This window comes from Massilia sp. X63 (genome assembly GCF_041023745.1).
In the GTDB taxonomy this organism is placed as follows: domain Bacteria; phylum Pseudomonadota; class Gammaproteobacteria; order Burkholderiales; family Burkholderiaceae_D; genus Telluria.
In genome coordinates, this window is the sequence record NZ_JBFTEF010000002.1 from 453,666 (window position 1) to 472,954 (window position 19,289).

At 67.5% G+C, this 19,289-nt stretch carries 17 protein-coding genes; 13 read left to right on the forward strand and 4 right to left on the reverse strand.

Annotated features, from left to right (window positions below; genetic code table 11):
• The first annotated feature begins 33 nt into the window (after nt 1–33).
• On the forward strand, nt 34–2,082 hold the full coding sequence (locus AB3347_RS06140) for an alpha/beta hydrolase family protein (RefSeq protein WP_369090894.1): 2,049 nt from the start codon (nt 34–36) through the stop codon (nt 2,080–2,082).
• A 61-nt stretch (nt 2,083–2,143) separates the two neighbouring features.
• Here the strand turns inward: AB3347_RS06140 and purM are convergent, their stop codons facing one another.
• Entirely contained in the window at nt 2,144–3,187 is a 1,044-nt protein-coding gene (gene purM / locus AB3347_RS06145) for a phosphoribosylformylglycinamidine cyclo-ligase (RefSeq protein WP_369090895.1), read from the reverse strand.
• Between the two features lie 199 nt (nt 3,188–3,386).
• On the opposite strand from purM, the gene hda reads away from it, so the two are divergent.
• The 7 genes from hda to thpR all read left to right on the forward strand — a co-directional run bounded on the left by hda (nt 3,387) and on the right by thpR (nt 8,403).
• The gene (gene hda, locus AB3347_RS06150; RefSeq protein ID WP_369090896.1) at nt 3,387–4,070 is read left to right on the forward strand and encodes a DnaA regulatory inactivator Hda; all 684 of its coding nucleotides are present in this window, start codon (nt 3,387–3,389) and stop codon (nt 4,068–4,070) included.
• Complete coding sequence (locus tag AB3347_RS06155; RefSeq protein ID WP_369090897.1) at nt 4,067–4,741, forward strand: HAD family hydrolase; 675 nt, start codon at nt 4,067–4,069, stop codon at nt 4,739–4,741. The genes hda and AB3347_RS06155 overlap by 4 nt, the downstream gene beginning before the upstream one ends.
• Entirely contained in the window at nt 4,734–6,137 is a 1,404-nt protein-coding gene (pcnB, locus tag AB3347_RS06160; RefSeq protein WP_369090898.1) for a polynucleotide adenylyltransferase PcnB, read from the forward strand. The genes AB3347_RS06155 and pcnB overlap by 8 nt, the downstream gene beginning before the upstream one ends.
• Complete coding sequence (gene folK / locus AB3347_RS06165; protein ID WP_369090899.1) at nt 6,134–6,607, forward strand: 2-amino-4-hydroxy-6-hydroxymethyldihydropteridine diphosphokinase; 474 nt, start codon at nt 6,134–6,136, stop codon at nt 6,605–6,607. Before pcnB ends, folK begins: the two co-directional genes overlap by 4 nt.
• Nucleotides 6,608–6,609: 2 nt before the next feature.
• Nucleotides 6,610–6,957, forward strand: coding sequence for a DMT family protein (locus AB3347_RS06170; protein ID WP_369090900.1), 348 nt, complete (start codon nt 6,610–6,612; stop codon nt 6,955–6,957).
• 72 nt (nt 6,958–7,029) lie between these two features.
• Nucleotides 7,030–7,878, forward strand: coding sequence for a 3-methyl-2-oxobutanoate hydroxymethyltransferase (panB, locus tag AB3347_RS06175; RefSeq protein ID WP_369090901.1), 849 nt, complete (start codon nt 7,030–7,032; stop codon nt 7,876–7,878).
• Nucleotides 7,879–7,887: 9 nt separating this feature from the next.
• On the forward strand, nt 7,888–8,403 hold the full coding sequence (gene thpR / locus AB3347_RS06180; protein ID WP_369090902.1) for an RNA 2',3'-cyclic phosphodiesterase: 516 nt from the start codon (nt 7,888–7,890) through the stop codon (nt 8,401–8,403).
• Nucleotides 8,404–8,422: 19 nt separating this feature from the next.
• On the opposite strand, the gene AB3347_RS06185 is transcribed toward thpR, so the two are convergent.
• Entirely contained in the window at nt 8,423–8,815 is a 393-nt protein-coding gene (locus AB3347_RS06185) for a VOC family protein (protein WP_369090903.1), read from the reverse strand.
• A gap of 198 nt (nt 8,816–9,013) precedes the next feature.
• On the opposite strand from AB3347_RS06185, the gene AB3347_RS06190 reads away from it, so the two are divergent.
• Nucleotides 9,014–11,782, forward strand: a complete 2,769-nt coding sequence (locus tag AB3347_RS06190; protein WP_369090904.1) for a DUF4214 domain-containing protein — start codon at nt 9,014–9,016, stop codon at nt 11,780–11,782.
• A gap of 48 nt (nt 11,783–11,830) precedes the next feature.
• Here AB3347_RS06190 and AB3347_RS06195 read toward each other — a convergent pair whose 3' ends face one another.
• Nucleotides 11,831–12,976 (reverse strand): MFS transporter, encoded by a 1,146-nt coding sequence (locus AB3347_RS06195; RefSeq protein WP_369090905.1) that lies wholly within the window; start codon nt 12,974–12,976, stop codon nt 11,831–11,833.
• Nucleotides 12,977–13,240: 264 nt separating this feature from the next.
• Here AB3347_RS06195 and AB3347_RS06200 point away from each other — a divergent pair, with 264 nt between their 5' ends.
• The 4 genes from AB3347_RS06200 to AB3347_RS06215 all read left to right on the forward strand — a co-directional run bounded on the left by AB3347_RS06200 (nt 13,241) and on the right by AB3347_RS06215 (nt 17,581).
• Complete coding sequence (locus tag AB3347_RS06200; protein ID WP_369090906.1) at nt 13,241–14,851, forward strand: response regulator; 1,611 nt, start codon at nt 13,241–13,243, stop codon at nt 14,849–14,851.
• Between the two features lie 108 nt (nt 14,852–14,959).
• Nucleotides 14,960–16,039 carry a sensor histidine kinase gene (locus tag AB3347_RS06205; protein WP_369090907.1) on the forward strand — a complete coding sequence of 360 codons (1,080 nt, stop codon included), beginning with the start codon at nt 14,960–14,962 and terminating at the stop codon, nt 16,037–16,039.
• A 7-nt stretch (nt 16,040–16,046) separates the two neighbouring features.
• Nucleotides 16,047–16,793 (forward strand): LytR/AlgR family response regulator transcription factor, encoded by a 747-nt coding sequence (locus AB3347_RS06210; protein ID WP_369090908.1) that lies wholly within the window; start codon nt 16,047–16,049, stop codon nt 16,791–16,793.
• 17 nt (nt 16,794–16,810) lie between these two features.
• Complete coding sequence (locus AB3347_RS06215) at nt 16,811–17,581, forward strand: CPBP family intramembrane glutamic endopeptidase (protein ID WP_369090909.1); 771 nt, start codon at nt 16,811–16,813, stop codon at nt 17,579–17,581.
• Nucleotides 17,582–17,588: 7 nt separating this feature from the next.
• Here AB3347_RS06215 and AB3347_RS06220 read toward each other — a convergent pair whose 3' ends face one another.
• A complete protein-coding gene (locus tag AB3347_RS06220; RefSeq protein WP_369090910.1) occupies nt 17,589–19,154 on the reverse strand; it encodes a S8 family serine peptidase in 1,566 nt (521 codons plus the stop codon).
• Nucleotides 19,155–19,289 lie beyond the last annotated feature (135 nt).

Sequence of the window (19,289 nt, forward strand, 5' to 3'; positions counted from 1 at the left end):
CCCATTTTCATGACGACAATTAAACAGAGATACATGACCAGCTCTTTATTCCGCTCGCTGCGCGGCTCGGCACTGGCCTGCGCCGCTGCATTTGCCTGCACGCTGCCGGCCCATGCCGATGCGCAGACACAAGCGCAGGTGCAGGCCGCACTGCCATCCATCGCCAGCTTCTTCGGCAATTCGCCGTTCGGCGGCGCCGTGCTGTCGCCGGACGCCCATTTCCTGGCCGTACGTCTGGGTGCGCCGGGCAAGCGCGACTCCCTGGCGGTGGTCGACCTGTCGAACAACAGCGCCAAGGTAATTGCCTCGTACGACGATGCGGACGTGGGCGACATCCGCTGGATCAACAACGAACGCCTGGTCTTCACCACCCAGGAAAAGAACGTCGGCCTCGGCAACAAGCGCTACGCGCCCGGCTTATATGCGATCAACCGCGACGGGCAGAAATTCGTCGAACTGGCGGACCGCACCGGCTGGGGCAGTACGCGCGGCACGCGGGCCGCCCGCAAGGTCCTGCCCTGGCATACCTACCTGCTCGGCCAATCCGGCACGCGCGAATCGGACCATGTGTATGTCACCAGCCCGAATTTCGATACCGCGGGCGACGTGCGCAGCGTCGACCTGCTTCGCCTGAACACCCTGACCGGCTTTGCACAGACCGTGCCGCGGCCGGGCAACGTGCGTGGCTGGATGCTCGACCACAAGGGCGAGCCGCGCCTGGCGTCGAGCTTCGATAAGGATACCGTCACGCTGCATTACCGCGACCCGGCAAGCGGCGCCTGGCGCGTGCTGGCCAGCTATCCCGCCTACGGCGACGGCAACAAGGCGCTGCAGCCGCTCGGCTTCACTCCCGAGGGCAATTTGTATGTGCTGGCGCGCAGCGGCGGACGCGATACGACGGCGGTCCACGTCTTCGATGTCGCCACGGGCAAGATCGATCCGCAGCCGCTGATCATGACTGCCGGCTTCGACTTCGACGGCGGCCTGATCGTCAATCGCGACAAGGTGCTGGGCATCAGTTTCCGCACCGATGCGGTATCGAACGAATGGTTCGACCCGCGCATGAAGGCGATGCAGGTCGAGCTGGACAAGCTACTGCCGGCCACAATCAATATGGTGACGGTGCCGGCGCGCAGCGAGTCGCCCTGGGTGCTGGTGCGTTCCTATTCGGATGCCGTCTCCGGCATCTACTCGCTGTACAACATCGAGACCAGGCAGCTGAACAAGATCGCCGACGTCAGGCCGGACATCAAGCCGTCCCAGATGGGCCGCCAGCAATTCGTGCGCTACAAGGCGCGCGACGGACTCGAGATTCCAGCCCTGCTCACCTTGCCGGCCGGCGGCGCGAAGAAGAACCTGCCGATGGTGATGCTGGTCCACGGCGGCCCTTACGTGCGCGGCACTTCCTGGGGCTGGAACCCGGCGTCGCAGTTCCTGGCCTCGCGCGGCTACGCCGTGCTGGAACCGGAATTCCGCGGCAGCCTGGGTTTCGGCATCCGGCACTTCAAGGCCGGCTTCAAGCAGTGGGGTCTGGCGATGCAGGACGACATTGCCGACGGCGTGCGCTGGGCGGTCGGCCAGGGCATCGCCGACGGTTCGCGCGTGTGCATCGCCGGTGCCAGCTACGGCGGCTACGCCACCCTGATGGGACTGGTGAAAGATCCCGAGCTGTACAAGTGCGGCATCAACTGGGTCGGCGTCACCGACATCAACCTGCTGTACAACGGCGGCTGGAACTTCACCAACGACACCTCGGATGAATTCAAGGCCTACGGCATGCCGGAAATGATCGGCGATCCGGTCAAGGACGCAGCCCAGTTCAAGGCTACCTCGCCGATCGAGCAGGCGGCCCGCATCACCCGGCCCGTGCTGCTGGCCTACGGCGGGGTCGACCGGCGCGTGCCGATCAACCACGGTACCCTGTTTCGCGACGCCCTGATGAAGACCAACAAGAACGTCGAGTGGGTCGAGTATCCGGAAGAAGGCCACGGCTGGTCGCTGGAGAAGAACAACGTCGACTTCTGGGGCCGGGTCGAACGCTTCCTCGACCGGAACATCGGCGCCGGCGCGGTAAACAAGTAGCGCGGTCACCCCAAAAAAAACGGGCGCCGCGGCGCCCGTTCTACCCGACACGACGAGGTGCTTACTGCACGACCGTCTGCGCCTGGCCTTCTTCGCGCGCGCGGATCTCGCCGATGCGGTACACGGTCTCGCCGGCCGCCTGCAGCTGGGCCATCGCGGCGTCCGCGTTTTCCTTGGACACGATCACGGTCATGCCGATGCCGCAGTTGAACACGCGGTGCATCTCGGCGTCGGCCACGCCGCCATGCTGCTGCAGCCACTGGAACAGCGGCGGCATGGTCCACGACCTGGCGTCCAGCACCGCGGTCAGGTTCTCGGCCAGCACGCGCGGGATGTTCTCGACCAGGCCACCGCCGGTGATGTGCACCATGCCCTTCACTTCCATCGACTGCATCAGGGCCAGCAGCGGCTTGACGTAGATGCGGGTCGGCGCCATCAGCACGTCGGCCAGCTTGCGGCCGTGGAAGTCGGCTTCCAGGTCGGGCTTGGCCACTTGAATGATCTTGCGCACCAGCGAGTAGCCGTTGGAGTGGATGCCCGACGAGGCCAGGCCCAGCACCACGTCGCCCGGGGTGATCCTGGAACCGTCGATCAGCTGCGATTTTTCCACCGCGCCGACGGCGAAGCCGGCCAGGTCGTATTCGCCGTCCGGGTACATGCCCGGCATCTCGGCGGTTTCGCCGCCCAGCAGGGCGCAGCCCGACTGTTCGCAGCCCTGGGCGATGCCCTTGACCACGGCGGTGGCGGTCGGCACGTCCAGCTTGCCGCAGGCAAAGTAGTCGAGGAAGAACAGCGGCTCGGCGCCCTGCACCAGGATGTCGTTGACGCTCATGGCGACCAGGTCGATGCCGACCGTGTCGTGGCGGTTCAGCTCGAAGGCGAGCTTGAGCTTGGTGCCGACGCCGTCGGTGCCCGACACCAGCACCGGCTCCTTGTACTTCTTGCTGATCTCGAACAGCCCGCCGAAGCCGCCGATGCCGCCGAGTACGCCTTCGCGCATGGTGCGCTTGGCAAACGGCTTGATCGCTTCGACCAGGGCGTCGCCTGCGTCGATGTCGACACCGGCGTCGCGGTAGGAGAGGGAAACATTAGATGGTTGGCTCATGGTATTTGGCAGCGGAGGCGGTAAAATAGGGGGCGGCAGACCGTCAAACCTTGGTCAATCCGTTATTTTAGCAAAACGGCCCTTGTCCAAACCGTTTATGCCGGTTTGTCCCAGTTGCCACCTGTTCGATTGCCCATTTTGTTGGCAAGAACGCCCAGATAACAAGAACACGCATGCCAATTCTCCTGAGCCCGACGCGATGAAACAACTGGTGCTCGATTTAGGCGCCGAGCCGGCGCACAGCCTCGACACCTTCCAGGTGGGCGAGAATGCCGAACTGGCGCACCTGATGCACCAGTTCGCGCAGCGTGCTTCGCGCGAGCATTTCGCCTACCTGTGGGGCGACACCGGCGCCGGCAAGACCCACCTGCTGCAGGCGCTGGCGGCCAGCCCGGCATCGCGCTACATCCCCTTCGACGCCCCGGCAGAGCAGTTCGTGCACACCGATGACGTGACGCTGTATCTGCTTGACGACTGCGACCGCCTCTCGCCGCAGCGCCAGATCGACGCCTTCGCCCTGTTCAACCAGATCCGCGAGCACAGCGCCTACATGGTCAGCACCGGCCCGGTGCCGCCGGGCGTGCTGGGGGTGCGCGAAGACCTGCGCACGCGCATGGGCTGGGGCCTGGTGTACCAGATCAAGGGCCTGTCGGACGACGAAAAGATCGCCGCGCTCACCCAGGCCGCCGAAGCGCGCGGTTTGACGCTGTCCGCGAGCGTGTTACCCTATTTGTTGTCTCACTTCAAGCGCGACATGCGGTCGCTGGCGACGATGCTGGACGCCCTCGACCAGTATTCGCTCGAGACCCAGCGTCCCGTCACCCTGCCGCTGCTGCGTGATTTGTTGCTGCAAGAAAACCAGCAGTCGGAACCGAAAGAATGAAAAACCTTGCGCTGTTTGACCTCGACCACACCCTGCTGCCGATCGACTCGGACTACGAATGGGGCGAGTTCCTGGTCCGCATCGGCGCGGTAGACGAAACCGCCTTCCGCCGCCGCAACGACGAATTCTTCGCCCAGTACCAGGCCGGTGTCCTCGACCCGGTCGAGTACCTGGAATTCGCCCTCGGCACCCTGGCACGCTTTCCGCGCGCCGAACTGGACGCCCTGCACGCCCGCTACATGGCCGAGGTGATCGAGCCGGCGATCAAGCCCCAGGCCCTGAAGCTGGTGCGCGAGCACCAGGACGCCGGCGACCTGGTGGCGATCATCACCGCCACCAACCACTACATCACCGCGCCGATCGCCGCGCGCTTCGGCGTCGAGCACCACATCGGCGCGATGCCGGAATACGACGCCGCGGGCCAGCTGACCGGCAAGCTGGCCGGCACCCCGACCTCGGGCCCGGGCAAGATCACGCACATGCACGCCTGGCTGGCGCGCCTCGGCCATACCTTCGAGGCGTTCGAGCGCTGCCACTTCTACAGCGACTCGTACAACGACCTGCCGCTGCTCTCGATCGTCAGCCATCCGGTCGCCACCAACCCGAGCGCCAAGCTCGCCGCCCACGCGCAATCGCAGGGTTGGCCAACCATTCATCTGTTCAATGATTAAGAAATTCATCCGCAAGATCCTCGGCGTAAAAGACGACGGCCGCGACCCGACCCAGCCCGTCATCCTCGGTCCGGAAGAGCACAAGATCGACCCGCGCAACGTGTCGCGCAACGCGATCACGGTCACCCAGACCCTGCAGGAAGCCGGCTTCCAGGCCTTCGTGGTCGGCGGCGCCGTGCGCGACTTGCTGCTGGGCGTGAAGCCCAAGGACTTCGACATCGCCACCGACGCCACGCCCGAGCAGGTCAAGCGCCTGTTCCGGCGCGCCTTCATCATCGGGCGCCGCTTCCAGATCGTGCACGTGATGTTCGGCCAGGACCTGCTGGAGGTGACCACCTTCCGCGGCAACGGCAGCGACAACGCGCCCAAGGACGAACACGGCCGGGTCCTGCGCGACAACAACTTCGGTCCGCAGCACGAGGACGCGGCGCGCCGCGACTTCACCATCAATGCGATGTACTACGACCCGGCGACCCAGACGGTGCTCGACTACCACGGTGGCATCGAGGACATCCGCGCCAAGCTGCTGCGCATCATCGGCGTGCCGGAAGCGCGCTACCGCGAAGACCCGGTGCGCATGCTGCGCGTGGTGCGCTTCGCCGCCAAGCTCGGCTTCACCATCGAGCCGACCACGCGCGCGCCGATTCCCGTGATGGCCCCGCTGATCGACAACGTGCCGGCGGCGCGCGTGTTCGACGAAATGCTGAAACTCCTGCTGTCGGGCCACGCGCTGGCCTGCCTGAAGGAGCTGCGTTCGGCCGGCCTGCACCACGGCCTGCTGCCGCTGCTGGACGTGGTGCTGGAACAGCCGATCGGCATGAAGTTCGTCACCCTGGCGCTGGAGTCGACCGACGTCCGCGTCAAGGCCGGCAAGGGCGTCTCGCCCGGCTTCCTGTTCGCTTCGCTGCTGTGGCACCAGGTGCTGGAGAAGTGGAACGCCTACCGCGCCGCCGGCGAAGCGCCGATTCCGGCCCTGCACCTGGCGGCCGACGACGTGCTGGAAACCCAGACCGAGAACCTGGCCCTGCAGCGCCGCATCGCCACCGACATGCGCGACATCTGGGCCATGCAGCCGCGCTTCGAGCGCCGCACCGGCAAGGCGCCGTTCAAGCTGCTCGAGCACCCGCGCTTCCGCGCCGGCTACGACTTCCTGCTGCTGCGCTGCGAATCGGGCGAGCTGCCGGGCGAGGTTGGCGAATGGTGGACCGCGTTCTATGCGGCCGAAGGCGGCGAGCGCGAAGCCCTGCTGGCGGCCGCCAGCCAGCGCGAGCGCGGCGAACCGGGCCAGGGAGGGCAGAAGCGCAAGCGCCCGCCGCGCCGTGGCCCGCGCCGCGGCAATAGCGGCGGTGGCGAAGGCGCCACCGCAACCCAGGCACAGGGCGGCGGCGAGGAATGATCGCCTACGTCGGCATCGGCGCCAACCTGGGCGACGCCCGGGGCAACGTGCTGGACGCGTTGCGCCGCCTGTCCCTGCTGGACGGTTCGACGACTATCGAAACGTCCGGCCTGTACCGCACCGCGCCGGTCGACGCCAGCGGTCCCGACTACATCAACGCGGTGGCCTGCATCGACACCGCCTTCGCCCCCCACGCGCTGTTGCAGGCGCTGCAGGACATCGAACAGGCGCACGGCCGCGAGCGCCCCTACCGCAACGCCCCGCGCACGCTCGACCTCGACCTGCTGCTGTACGGCGACCAGATCATCGCCACCGACACGCTCACCGTGCCGCACCCGCGCATGCACGAGCGCGGCTTCGTGCTGGCGCCGCTGGCCGAAGTCAACCCCGATCTGGTCATCCCCGGCGTGGGCCCGGTGCGCGACTACCTGCCGCTGGTCGCCAGCCAGGCCGTCGAGAAGATCGGCTGAACATGGCGCTGCCCGTCTGGTTCCAGACCGCCGGCCTGCTGGTGCTGTCGAACATCTTCATGACCTTCGCCTGGTACGGCCACCTGAAGAACCTCAACAACCGGGCCTGGTACGTCGCGGCCCTGGTCAGCTGGGGCATCGCCCTGTTCGAATACCTGCTGCAGGTACCGGCCAACCGCATCGGCCACACGCAATTCAGCCTGGCCCAACTGAAGATCATGCAGGAAGCGATCACGCTCAGCGTGTTCGTGCCCTTCGCCATGTTCTACATGGACCAGCCGTTCAAGCTCGATTACGTCTGGGCGGCGCTGTGCCTGGTGGGTGCGGTGTACTTCATCTTCCGTTCCTGAACCGGCACCTGCACGTTTGCCGCCGGCGCATTACACTACGCGTTTCCGTACGACCGTCTTAAAAGGATACCCATGAGCGCTTATCTGCAGGGCCAGGACCCAGCCGCCAACGATGCACCCAAGCCGGTGCGCAAGGCCGTGACCGCGCCCTCGCTGCTGGCCATGCGCGCGGCTGGCGACAAGATCGCGATGCTGACCGCCTACGATGCCAGCTTCGCTTCGTTGATGGACCGCTGCGGCGTGGACGTGCTGCTGATCGGCGATTCGCTCGGCATGGTCTGCGCCGGCTACGATTCGACCCTGCCGGTGACGGTGGCCGACGTGGCCTACCACACGGCCTCTGTCGCGCGCGGCAACAAGCTGGCCCTGGTGCTGGCCGACATGCCCTTCGGCAGCTACACGACCCCGGTCGAGGCCTACAACAACGCCGTCACGCTGATGCGCGCCGGCGCCCAGATGGTCAAGATCGAGGGCGGCGCCTGGCTGGCCGAGACCGTGCGCTTCCTGGTCGAGCGCGGCATCCCGGTGTGCGCCCACATCGGCCTGACCCCGCAGTTCGTGCACGCCTTCGGCGGCTTCAAGGTACAGGGCAAGACCGACGCCGCGGCCGAGCAGCTCAAGGCCGACGGCCTGGCGCTGCAGGCGGCCGGCGCCTCGCTGGTGGTGCTGGAAGCCATCCCGGCCGCACTCGGCAAGGAGGTCACCGAGCTGCTGTCGATTCCGACCATCGGCATCGGCGCCGGTCCGGACTGCTCCGGCCAGGTGCTGGTGATGCACGACCTGCTGGGCGTCTTCCCGGGCCGCAAGGCGCGCTTCGTGCGCAACTTCATGGAAGGCCAGACCAGCATCGATGCCGCCGTCGGCAGCTACGTGGCGGCGGTCAAGGACGGCAGCTTCCCGGCGCCGGAGCACTGCTTCTAAGAGGGCGGCATGGACGAGCAGGCGAAGCCCTCCACCACCCGCCTGTTCCTGGCCCTGTGGCCCGATCCCGCCCTGCGCCACCAGCTGCTGCAGTGGCGCGACGCCTGGGGCTGGCCGAAGGGCGCCGCGCCCGTCCATGCCGACAAGCTGCACCTCACCCTGCACTTCCTCGGCGGCCTGCCGAGCGAGCGCCTGCCGGAACTGCTGGAAGCTGTCGCGGTCCCCTTCGAACCCTTCCAGCTCGCCCTCACCCACGCCACGCTATGGCATAACGGAATCGCGGTGCTCGAGCCGGACCTCACCCCGCCCGCCCTCGCGGCCCTGCACGCGCGCCTGTCGGATGCGCTGCTGGCGCTCGGCCTGCAGCCGGAAGCGCGCCGCTACCGTCCGCACGTGACGATGGCGCGCCGCGCCGGCGGCGCCACCGTGCCGCAGGACGGCGCGCCGGTCCTGTGGGACGTGCGCGGCTATGCCCTGGTCGAATCGAAAAACGGGGTCTACACGGTGCTGCGCAGCTACGGCTAGCGCGGCGCGCCAGGCCGGCTCATTTCGGGCGGTGCAGGGCGCACAGCTTGTTCCCGTCCGGATCGCGCACGTAGGCCAGGTACATCGTGCCCAGGCTCCCTTCGCGCAGGCCCGGCGGGTTTTCGCAGCTGCTGCCGCCGTGCGCAATCGCCACGTCGTGGAACTGCCGCACCTGTTCCGGCGAGCTGCACTTGAAGCCGATCGTGCCGCCGTTGGCGAAGCTCGCCGGTTCGCCGTTGATCGGCTCCGACACGCAGAAGCTGCCGCCATCGTGCCGGTAGAACAGCCGGGCATGGCCGGTCGGCGCCTTGTTCTCGAAGGGTTCGCCGACCCCGAGGGTTCCCAGTACGGCGTTGTAGAAACGCTTCGACCGCTCGATATCGTTCGACCCTACCATGACATGACTGAACATCGGTGCTCCTCCTTGTAAGTTGATCGCGAATGGCGCAATGCCGCCGCGAGTATAACCGGCCCGCTCGCGCGCCGGACGCCGCGGCGCAGCGCATGCATACGGGGTGCATACCCGAATACGGCCTGCCTGCTTTCCCCCTCGGCTGGGGGCGGTAATCGCGAAAAGCCCATGCCAGAATGTTTCTCATCGGGCGAGGCAATGACTGTCGCCCCTGACGAACCGAACGATCTGGAGCACAGCATGGCCAACTACGAAAACGCGATCCAACAACTGTACGTCGCCTACTACAACCGCCCCGCCGACCCGGCCGGCCTGGCATTCTGGCAGGGCGTGGTCGACGCCCAGGGCGGAGACACCTCCGCCGTCTCCGCCGCCTTCGCCTCGTCGAGCGAGTACGTCTCGGTCTACGGCGGCAAGGACAACCGCACCGTGGTCAATACCGTCTACCGCAACCTGTTCGGCCGCGACGGCGAACCGGCGGGCCTGGATTACTGGGCCAATGCGCTCGACAAGCACCAGATCAGCGTCGACGGCGTGGTGACCGCCATCGCCGGCGGCGCACAGGGCGCCGACCTGGTCGCCTTCCAGAACAAGGTCAAGTACGCGACCAGCTTCACCGGCGCGCTCGACGTGCATCCCGAGAAGGCCGCCTACAACGGCACCGACGCGCTGGCATTCGCCAAGCAGCTGGTTTCCTCGGTCACCACCGACGCCTCGCTGGGCGACGCCGTGGCCAAACTGACTAGCGCGACCGCGGAATTCGTCGCGGCCAGCAAGGCGCCGATCGTCTTCACCCTGAGCGCCGGCGCCGATGCCGGCGTGGCCTTCAAGGGCGGCGGCGGCGACGACAGCTTCCATGCGACCGCCGCTACCCTCTCGGCCGGCGACAGCCTGCACGGCGGCGGCGGCTACAACAGCCTGTTCGTGACCGACCAGGGCGGTGCGCTGGCGACCGGCGGACCGAACGGCGTCGCCCTGACCAATATCCAGGAGCTCGTCCTCATCACCGAGGGTGGTGTCGGCAATGCCGGCGCCTACGACCTGTCGGGATTTGCCGACCTGCGCGAGGTGGCCGTTGCCGCCGCCGGGCCCGTCAACGTGAAGGTGACCGATGCGGTCGAACTGCACGTCGGGACCAGCAGCGGCGCCGTCACCACCCAGGGCGGCCACGCCGTGTATGTGAGCGGCCACACGGCGGCGGCCACGCTCAACGGCAATGCGCTGGCCACGGTGGGCCTGGCCAACAGCTCGCAGGCCGCCACCATCAACAACAGCACCGTGGACCACACCCTGGCCCTGTACCTGAACGGCGTCGGCCAGGGCGCGACCATCGCGGACGCCAACGCCCGGACCGTGAACCTGAAGGTCGGCGACGGCGACGACGGCGCCGGATCGAACGTCAACCTGGCCATCGCCAAGGCGACTACCCTGAACATCGACAACGCCAGCGCCCTGCGCCTGACCACGACCGCCCTCGCTGCGGACGACAAGCTGGCCGGCATCAGCCTGAAAGGCGGCGGCAGCTTCAGCGCCGATCTCTCCGGCATCGCTTCCCTGACCAGCATCGACGCCGCGCAGTCGAGCGGCGCCAACACGCTGGTGGTAGCCAGCGCGGCAGGTCTGTCGCTCAAGGGCGGCTCGGGGGTCGACAAGCTCACCATGCTCGGTGCGCTGGCCAACAACGCGGTGGTCGATCTCGGCGCCGGCGACGACCACTACGACTTCGCCCAGCTCGCGCTGAGCGGCGCCAGGGTCGACGCCGGCGCGGGCCGCGATACCATCGTGATCAAGGACGCCGCCCTGCTGGGCAGCAGCGGCGCGCCGGTCTACAGCAACTTCGAGGTCCTGGACTTTTCGAGCGGCAAGGGCACGTATGACCTCGACCGCGTCGGCAGCGTCACCACCCTGCACACCCATGCGCGCCTGACCGGCCCGGTGACCTTCACCAATGGCAGGGCCGACTCGGTGATCGAGATGGTCAGCCAGGATATCAACCTCGACCTCACCGGCAAGCCGGCGGACCAGCTGGTGATCGGCGCCGACATCAAGTTCACCATGAAGGATACCTCCGGCGCCAACGACAGGCTGACCATCAGCATGACCGCGAACGACGCCGGCGCCGAAGGCAGGATCACCGGCCAGGTGCAGGCCAACACGATGGAAACCAGCGGCATCGAGACCATCACCCTGCATTCGACCGTCAACAAGGTCGAGGCCGACAACCCGGCGACGCCCAACAACGAAGCCCGCGTGGCGGCCGACTACGTGAACGGTTTCTCCTACCTGCGCGCCGAGGGCAGCAAGACGGTCCTGGTGACGGGCAATGCGAGCCTGGACATCACCCGGATCACCTCGGACACGCTGACGACCCTGGACGCATCCGGCTCGACCGGCAACGTGTACATCGACGGCGTGGCCCGCAGCGCCGGCGCCGCCAAGACGCCGCTGAACTACATCGGCAGCCAGGGCATCGACGTGTACCAGGCCACCGATACCGGCGTGGTCTTCCAGGGCAACGCCGGCAGGGACGAGGTGCTGCTGTACCGCTACGAGCAGGCAAAGGACGTCATCAAGTTCACGAAGGCCAGCGATTCGCAGCTGATCTGGGCGACCCAGAACAGCAAGCAGGTCAATGGTTTCGACACGATCTACGACTTCCAGGTCGGCGTCGACAAGATCGACCTGTCCGGCCTGCACCTGGCGGCCGGCGCCAACCGCGAAGGCTTCGCCAAGCTCGCCGTGGCGTCGAACACCGACCACATCCTGCAATCCACGCTCAAGGACGGCATCGGCGTGTTCAACGATAACGGCACCAACCGCTCGATCGCCTTCGCCATGTGGGGCGTGGACGATGGCTGGATGCTGGTGGACGTCGACGGCGACGGCAACTACACCAGCGGCACCGACATGGTGTTTGCCATGTACGGCAACACGGCGATTCCGGTGATGAGCGACTTCATCTTCTGACTCCCGTCACCGCGAACCAGGCGCCTGCGAAAGCAGGCGGTTTGCGTTCTAGGTCCGGCGCCTGATGACGCCGGCGCTCATCGCGATCACCAGCCCCGACAGCGACAACACCCCCAGCGCCACCATGATGCTGGCCTGCGCAGCGATATAGCCCAGCACCGGCGGCGCCAGCAGCAGGCCGCCGTAGCCCAGCGTCGCCACCGCCGCCACGCCGGCGCCCGCGCTCATGCCCGGGATGCGCGCGGCGGCGCCGAACAGCAGCGGCACCACATTGGCCGCGCCGATGCCGATCAGGGCGAAGCCGGCCGCCGACAAGGCGAAGTGCGTGCTCAGCACTGCCGTAGCCAGGCCCGCGAACATGGCCAGTCCGCCCAGCACCATCACGCGCAGCGCGCCGACGCGCAGGATCAGGCGGTCGCCCGCGAAGCGGCAGGCCGCCATCGCGACCGAGAAGGCCGAATAGGCGAGCGCCGCCTGCGCCGGGGCGGCGCCGGTGCGCTCCTGCATCAAGAGGGCGCTCCAGTCCACCAGCGCGCCTTCCACCGCGAAGCACAGCAGCGCCAGCAGGCCCAGGCTGAGCGCCGCGCCGCGCGGCAGCTGGAAGTGGCTGCCCGCTTCATGGGTCGGCGTGAAGGCCATCACGCGCGGCGCGGCCAGCGCCAGCGCGACTGCGGTGGCGATACCCATGGCGAGGGCGCCGCGGCCGTCGCCCCAGCCCTGGCCGACGATCGCGCCGCCCAGCGCCGCGCCGAGCAGGCCGCCGAGGCTGTAGAAGCCGTGGAAGGACGACATCGTGGGCCGGCCGCGCGCGGTCTCGACTTCGCTGGCGTTGGCGTTCATCGCCACGTCGAGCGCGCCGTTGCTGACCCCAAACGCGAACGCGGCCGGGAACAGCAGGCGCAGGTCGCTCACGCCCATCACCGCGGCCAGCAGCGCGGCAAAGGCGAAGCCGGAAAGCAGCGTCATGCGGCGTGTGCCCCAGCGCGCGGTGAGGCCGCCCATCAGGGGCATCGCCACCAGCGCGCCGGCCGCGATGGTGAGCAGGACCATCGACAGCGTGGCCGTGTCGATGCCGGCGCGCGCCTGCACCACCGGCACATGCGCGGCCCACAGGCCGATGCCGGCGCCGTTGAGCAGGAAAACGGTCGAGATCGACCAGCGGGCGGCCGAGAACGAAGAAGGATGCGGGGTCATGCGTGGGTCTGTGTTGCCGGTTGAAGGTCGAGCCCGGGATGCGCCTGGCGCAGGCGGGCAATGGTGTCGGAAGGGGGGCGGCTTCGAGCGCGACGATGAATCCGCATTACTCTACATGAGCTCGCATAAACGCGCAGGCACAGGCAAAACCTGCCGCCCCCGGCGGAAGATATTGCTGTCATGCATACAACAAACTGCCTCCTCAGCCGTATCCGGCTTGCCAAGAAGTTGCTAAACTTTATCTACTTTAGTGAGAGAAACATCATGGACAAGTCCGCTGCCATTCTCATCGTCGACGACTACCTGCTGATCCGCACCCATGTGCGCCAGGTGCTGGCGGAACTCGGCTTCCTGAACGTGTTCCAGGCCGATAACGGCAAGACCGCGCAGGATCTCATGCGCAAGCAGCAGATCGACATCGTGGTGGGCGACTGGGGCATGCCGATCATGAGCGGGATCGACCTGCTCAAGTGGATGCGCGGCGACCATCGCTATGCGAAGACACCGTTCATGATGCTGACCGCGGAAGCCAACCCGCAGTCGGTGCGCACCGCGCTGCAGGCCGGCGTGAGCGCGTACATGATCAAGCCCTTCACGGTGCACAGCTTCGCCTGCAAGTTCATGAGCATGCTGGGCGTGCAACTGGAGAGCGCGCCCGGCCCGTTCGCGCGTCCGGGTTCGACAACACCCGCGGCCGCACCGGCAACACCCGCGCCGGCCCCGACGCCGACGCCGGCGCCGCCCGCGCCCGCCCTGCTGCCCGAATCGAACGTGATCGGCCTGGACGCGCCGATCGGCGAGCGGGTCAGGAAATCCACGGTGCTGATCGTGGACGACATCCCGACCAACATCGAGGTGCTGGCCGGCGTGCTGAAGGACGAGTATGCGATCAAGGTCGCGATCAGCGGCAGGAAGGCGCTCGAGATCGCGGACGCCTTCCACATCGACCTGATCCTGCTCGACATCATGATGCCGGTCATGGACGGCTTCGAGACCTGCCGCCAGCTGAAGGCCAACCCGAAGACCGCGCACATCCCGATCATCTTCCTGTCGGCGCGCGACGGCAGCGAGGACGTGGTGGCCGGCCTGCGCCTGGGCGCGGTGGACTACGTGTCGAAGCCGGCCGACCCGACCATCCTCAAGGCGCGCCTGTCGGCCCACCTGCTGCTGGCCACCGCCATGCAGGACATCAAGCGCCAGAACGAACTGCTGATCGAGAACGCCCGCCTGCGCGAGGACGTCGAGCGCATCACGCGCCACGACCTGAAAAGCCCGATCGTGGTCGCCCTGCACGGCAGCCAGGCGCTCCTGGTCAGTCCGCTCACGCCGGGCCAGCGCGAGCAGGCCCACATGATCGAGACCGCGGCCGAGAATGCGCTCGAGATGATCAACCGCAGCCTCGACGTCTACCGGATGGAACAAGGCAGCTACCAGCCGGCGCTGCAGGCCTTCGACCTGGGCGAGATGCTGCAGCGGGTCTGCCGGCAGGTCACGTTCGCCGTCGACAGCCACGAGGTCGCGGTCGACTTCGACCAGCCCGAGGGCGTACTGTGCCTGGGCGAGCCGCTGCTGTGCTATTCGCTGTTCAACAACGTGCTGAAGAACGCGATCGAGGCCTCGCCGCCGGGCGGCCGCGTGAGCGTGAACATCGCGCCGGGCTATGGCAACCTGCACGTCATGGTCGACAATGCCGGCGAGGTGCCGCAGGCGGCGCGCGAACGCTTCTTCGAGAAGTACGCACCGTCGAGCAAGATCGGCGGCAACGGCCTGGGCACCTACTCGATCCGCCTGATGGCCGAGGTGCAGGGCGGCAGCGTGAGCATGGAGACCGGCCAGGACCGCACCCGGCTGACGATCACCCTGCCCTGCCCCTGAGCCGCCGATGCAGACGGCCGGCGCCGCGTTTCCGCATTTGGGTTCCCGAATCCTGCAATCCGTGACATGGCGGGCCCGCTGCATCCCCGCCGGCGCGATACTCCCGGCATGACTACTTCGCCTTCCAAACCGGCCCGTCTTTCCCTGATGTGGCGGATCTACATTGCCAGCTGGGTGGTGTACGGGCTTTTCCTGTCCTTCGCCGACCAGCTCGACCTGGTCGCCGCCGGCCGCCTGGACACGGGCCGCTGGCTGCTGACCTTCGCCAGCCTGTTCCCCTCGGCCATCCTGCTGACGCTGGCCTGGCCGCTGACCGGCTTCCTCGGGCGCCGCGGCTACCGCCTCCCCACCGTCATCGGCATCCACGTGGCGGCCGCCTTTACCTTCTCGGTGGTGTCGCAGACGCCCTTCTGGATGAGCTTCCACGCCAACAGGCCGGTCAGCTGGTACGTCTGGCCGCTGCTCTACCACGTGATGACTTACCTGCTCGGCGCCGGCATCTTCCACCTGATCCGCGCCGCCGAAGCGGCGCACCGCCAGGCGCTGGCGATGAAGGAGGCGCAGAACCTGGTGATCGCCTCGGAGCTGAGCGCCCTGCGCAACAAGCTCAACCCGCACTTCCTGTTCAACACCCTGCACTCGATCATCGCGCTCACCCAGCGCAACCCGGCCGCCGCCGAGACCGCGCTGTTCCAGTTCTCGGACATGCTGCGCTACGTGCTCGACACCGAGCGCAGCGGCAGCGACCGCGTGACCCTCGCCGCCGAACTGGATTTCGTGCGCGACTACCTCGAGCTGGAGCAGCTGCGCCTGGGCGAGCGCCTGCACGTCGAGTGGGACCTCGACGACGACGCCGGCGACCATGCGCTGCCGGCCCTGTCGCTGCAGCCGCTGGTCGAGAACAGCATCAAGCACGCCTTCAACCCGCACAGCCGGCCCGGCATCCTGCAGATCCGCACCCGGCGCGATCCGGACACGGGCGTCCTGAGCATGACGGTGCGCGACACCGGCCCCGGCGCCGATCCGGCGGCGCTCGCCGCCGCGACCGGCCTCGGCCTGCGCACCATCGAGCGCCGCCTGCAGCTCGATTACGGCAGCCGCGCCGCCTTGCGCGTCAAGAGCGCGCCGGGCGAAGGCTTCTGCGTGTCGGTGACGATTCCCGCAGCCCCTGAAGAAAGCTACGCGTGATATGAACATGAGCACCAAAACCGCCTTCTTCGCCGAAGACGAACCGCTGGCGCGCGACCTGCTGCGCGACGCCATCTACGCCCATCCCGGCCTGCGCCTGGTGGGCGAGGCCGCCAACGGCGCCGAAGCCCTGGTGCGGATCACGCGCCTGCGGCCCGAGGTCGTGTTCATGGACATCCAGATGCCCGAGATGACCGGCCTGGAGGTGCTGCGCCGGCTCGACTACCTGCCGCAGATCGTGTTCACCACCGCCTACGACCAGTACGCCGTGACCGCCTTCGAGCTGCACGCGGTCGACTACCTGCTCAAGCCCTTCACCCAGGCGCGCTTCGCGGCGGCGGTGGCGCGCCTGCTCGACGGCGCGGCCCAGGCGCGCGACACGCTCGACAGCGCCCTGACGCGGGCGGCGGGCGGCGCGGCGCCGGCCCGGCTGGAACGCATCCTGGTGCGCGACCGCGGCCGCATCTTCCCGCTTGCCGCCGCCGAGATCGAATACATGAAGGCCGATTCCAAGTACACGGTGATCGTGGCGCGCGGCCAGACTTTCCTGGTGCGCATCGGCATCTCCGAACTCGAGGCCCAGCTCGATCCGGCGCGCTTCGTGCGCATCCACCGCTCGGCCCTGGTCAACCTCGACTTCGTCGAGTCGATGCGCGCGGACGAACAGTCGCAGCTGCAGATCCACATGCGCGACGGCACGGTGCTGGGCGCCAACCGGGATGCGTCGAAAGTCCTGCGCGACATGGCGATTTGAACGGGGAAGGACGAACGATGCTGCGAATGGTGGTGGAAGTGGGAATGCTGGTGGCCGCACTCGGCTTCGGCGCGCTGGCGATACGCCATTGGCGTGCACAGGGAAGGCCGGTATTGCGCGGACTCGGCCTGGCCTGGGATCGGCGCGCGGGACGCGACCTGGCGGCGGGCATCGCGATCGCCGGCCTGGCCATGCTGGGCATCTTTGCGACCGAGATCGCCGTGGGGGCGATCACGGTGGCGGGGGCGCGGGCGCAATCCATGGGAGAACTCGGCGGCTGGGTGCTCGGCAAGGCGGCCGCCAGCGTGAAGGAAGAAGTGCTGATGCGCGGCCTGCTGCTGTCCGGCCTGGTGCTGGCGCTGCGCGGGCGCCGTGCGCTGGCGATCCTGCTGTCGGCCCTCGCCTTCGGCTGCATCCACCTGAGCAATCCGGGCGCCAGCCTGCTGTCGGTGCTCGGCAATTCGCTGGGCGGCGTGATGTACGGCGTCGCTTTCCTGTGCGGCGGCAGCCTGTGGCTGGCGATCGGCCTGCACTTCACCTGGAACTTCGTCCAGGGCCCGCTGCTGGGCTTGCCGGTGAGCGGCATGGCCGCGGGCGGTGTGCAGCAAGTGCAGGATCTCGGTCCGGCCTGGCTCAGCGGCGGCGCCTACGGGCCCGAGGCCGGCCTGGTCGGGATCGCCTTCCGCTTCGTCATCGTGGCCCTGGTCCTGCTCTGGCTGAAGTCGGCATGGCGCAAGGGAACGCGGGGTGCAAAAAAGGGCGCCGCAGCGCCCTTTGGTGTGCAGTAATGAAAACTTACTTGCCGCAGCCCAGCGAAGCGATGCGGTCATGGGCGGCCTTGGCCTGCACCAGGCCGTAACCGTACTTGGTATCGCGGCCCGCGCTGCCTAGGTCCAGCGCGCTGTTGTTCAGCGAGGTGCGCATCTGCGCCGCGGTACAGGTCGGGAAGTAGCTCCACACCAGGGCCGCCACGGCCGACACGTGCGGGGTCGCCATCGAGGTGCCGTCGTAGTAGGCGTAGTTGGTGGTCTTCACCGCCACGGTGGCGCTCTGGCCCAGCTGCTTGAGCATTGCCGCGCCGTCGGTGTCGGTGGCGGTGACGGACGGGATGCCGGTCACGGTGGTGCCCAGCGTGCCGCCGAAGGCGCCCGCCACGTTGTTGTACACCACGGCGCCCACGCCGCCGCTGGACTGGCAGTTCGAGACCTTGACCGCGAAGTCGACGCTGCCGCGCTGGATCAGGCAGACCTTGCCCGCCGCGCCGCTGTCGGTCTTGTCGCCAAGGCCGAAGTTGTACAGCGGCGCGCTGGCGCTCTTCACCGGCGAGCCTTCCATGGCGCCGGCGGCATAGGCCACGCCGCCCACCGTCAGCGCGCCCTCGATGCCCGCGCCCATCGGCACGGTGGACAGCACGCTGACGCCCGGACCTGCCAGCTCGACCGAGCTGTTGTATTGCGAGAAGCTGGCCCACTGCTTGTTCTCGTCCACGGCGCCGACCATCACGACGCTGGCGTAGCCGGCCGGATAGGACACGACCCGGTTGCCGTCGTTGCCGGCGGCGGCGAAGCTCAGCACGCCCTTGGACAACAGGGTGTCGAAGGCTTTCTGCTCGGTGGTGGTCTTGCGGCCGCCGCCCAGCGACATGCTGATCACGTTGGCGCCTGCCGCGCCGCACTTGTTGGCGGCCGAGGCCAGGGTCGACGAGTAGGCCCAGCCGTCCTTGCCGAACACCTTCACGATGTGCAGCTTGAGCTGCTTGTTGGACGCCACGCCGACCACCCCGACACCGCTGTTGTTGATGGCGGCGATGGTGCCGGCCACGTGGGTGCCGTGGTGGTTTTCGTCGGTGTACCAGTTGCCGGTGCCCGCGTCGTTGTCGCCGCTGACCGGATTGCTCGACAAGTCTTCGTGGCTGCGGTCGTAGCCCGAGTCGATGATGCAGACCTTGCGGTTGGCGGCGACCGTGTCCGGCAACTGGTCGGCCTGCACCAGCTTGATCCCGTAGGGGACCTGCTGGCCGCTCGCGTACGGGGTGCCGGTCGACGGGGTGCTCAGGGCGAAGGGCCGGCGGACCGCATCCTCTTCGATGTATTCGACGTTCGGGTTGTTCTCCAGGCCTTTCAGCGCGACCGCCGGGACCTCGACGGCCATGGCGTTCATGCCGAAGATCTCATGCTTCACGGCGCCCTTGGCGGCGCTGACGGCGGACTTGATGCTGGCCGCCGATCCCGGCTTGAATGCCACGATGACGCGGGTGGTCTCGGGCGGCGCGGCCTGGGCGCTGCCGAAGACACCGGCGGCGACCAGGGCGGTCAGGCAGATACTGAGTGGCTTCGATGCGCGAGTGTGCTTGTTTGCCATTGCGTGTTCTCCGTTTGACTGCTTGTCATGTGCCCGCTGCTTTGGGACTGGAATTTTTTGGCACATATGTATGTGTGCCAATGCAGTGTATTTCGAAAACTTATACTCAAGCAAACAACTCTTCAATTGTGTGAA

Bases quoted from the DNA above. Each gene is read 5' to 3' on its own strand.
- hda (WP_369090896.1), top strand. From the start codon at position 3,387: ATGAAACAACTGGTGCTCGATTTAGGCGCCGAGCCGGCGCACAGCCTC.
- AB3347_RS06195 (WP_369090905.1), bottom strand. From the start codon at position 12,976: ATGACCCCGCATCCTTCTTCGTTCTCGGCCGCCCGCTGGTCGATCTCG.
- panB (WP_369090901.1), top strand. From the start codon at position 7,030: ATGAGCGCTTATCTGCAGGGCCAGGACCCAGCCGCCAACGATGCACCC.
- AB3347_RS06215 (WP_369090909.1), top strand. From the start codon at position 16,811: ATGCTGCGAATGGTGGTGGAAGTGGGAATGCTGGTGGCCGCACTCGGC.
- AB3347_RS06190 (WP_369090904.1), top strand. From the start codon at position 9,014: ATGACTGTCGCCCCTGACGAACCGAACGATCTGGAGCACAGCATGGCC.
- pcnB (WP_369090898.1), top strand. From the start codon at position 4,734: ATGATTAAGAAATTCATCCGCAAGATCCTCGGCGTAAAAGACGACGGC.
- thpR (WP_369090902.1), top strand. From the start codon at position 7,888: ATGGACGAGCAGGCGAAGCCCTCCACCACCCGCCTGTTCCTGGCCCTG.
- AB3347_RS06170 (WP_369090900.1), top strand. From the start codon at position 6,610: ATGGCGCTGCCCGTCTGGTTCCAGACCGCCGGCCTGCTGGTGCTGTCG.
- folK (WP_369090899.1), top strand. From the start codon at position 6,134: ATGATCGCCTACGTCGGCATCGGCGCCAACCTGGGCGACGCCCGGGGC.
- AB3347_RS06185 (WP_369090903.1), bottom strand. From the start codon at position 8,815: ATGTTCAGTCATGTCATGGTAGGGTCGAACGATATCGAGCGGTCGAAG.
- AB3347_RS06155 (WP_369090897.1), top strand. From the start codon at position 4,067: ATGAAAAACCTTGCGCTGTTTGACCTCGACCACACCCTGCTGCCGATC.
- AB3347_RS06210 (WP_369090908.1), top strand. From the start codon at position 16,047: ATGAGCACCAAAACCGCCTTCTTCGCCGAAGACGAACCGCTGGCGCGC.
- purM (WP_369090895.1), bottom strand. From the start codon at position 3,187: ATGAGCCAACCATCTAATGTTTCCCTCTCCTACCGCGACGCCGGTGTC.
- AB3347_RS06205 (WP_369090907.1), top strand. From the start codon at position 14,960: ATGACTACTTCGCCTTCCAAACCGGCCCGTCTTTCCCTGATGTGGCGG.
- AB3347_RS06200 (WP_369090906.1), top strand. From the start codon at position 13,241: ATGGACAAGTCCGCTGCCATTCTCATCGTCGACGACTACCTGCTGATC.
- AB3347_RS06140 (WP_369090894.1), top strand. From the start codon at position 34: ATGACCAGCTCTTTATTCCGCTCGCTGCGCGGCTCGGCACTGGCCTGC.
- AB3347_RS06220 (WP_369090910.1), bottom strand. From the start codon at position 19,154: ATGGCAAACAAGCACACTCGCGCATCGAAGCCACTCAGTATCTGCCTG.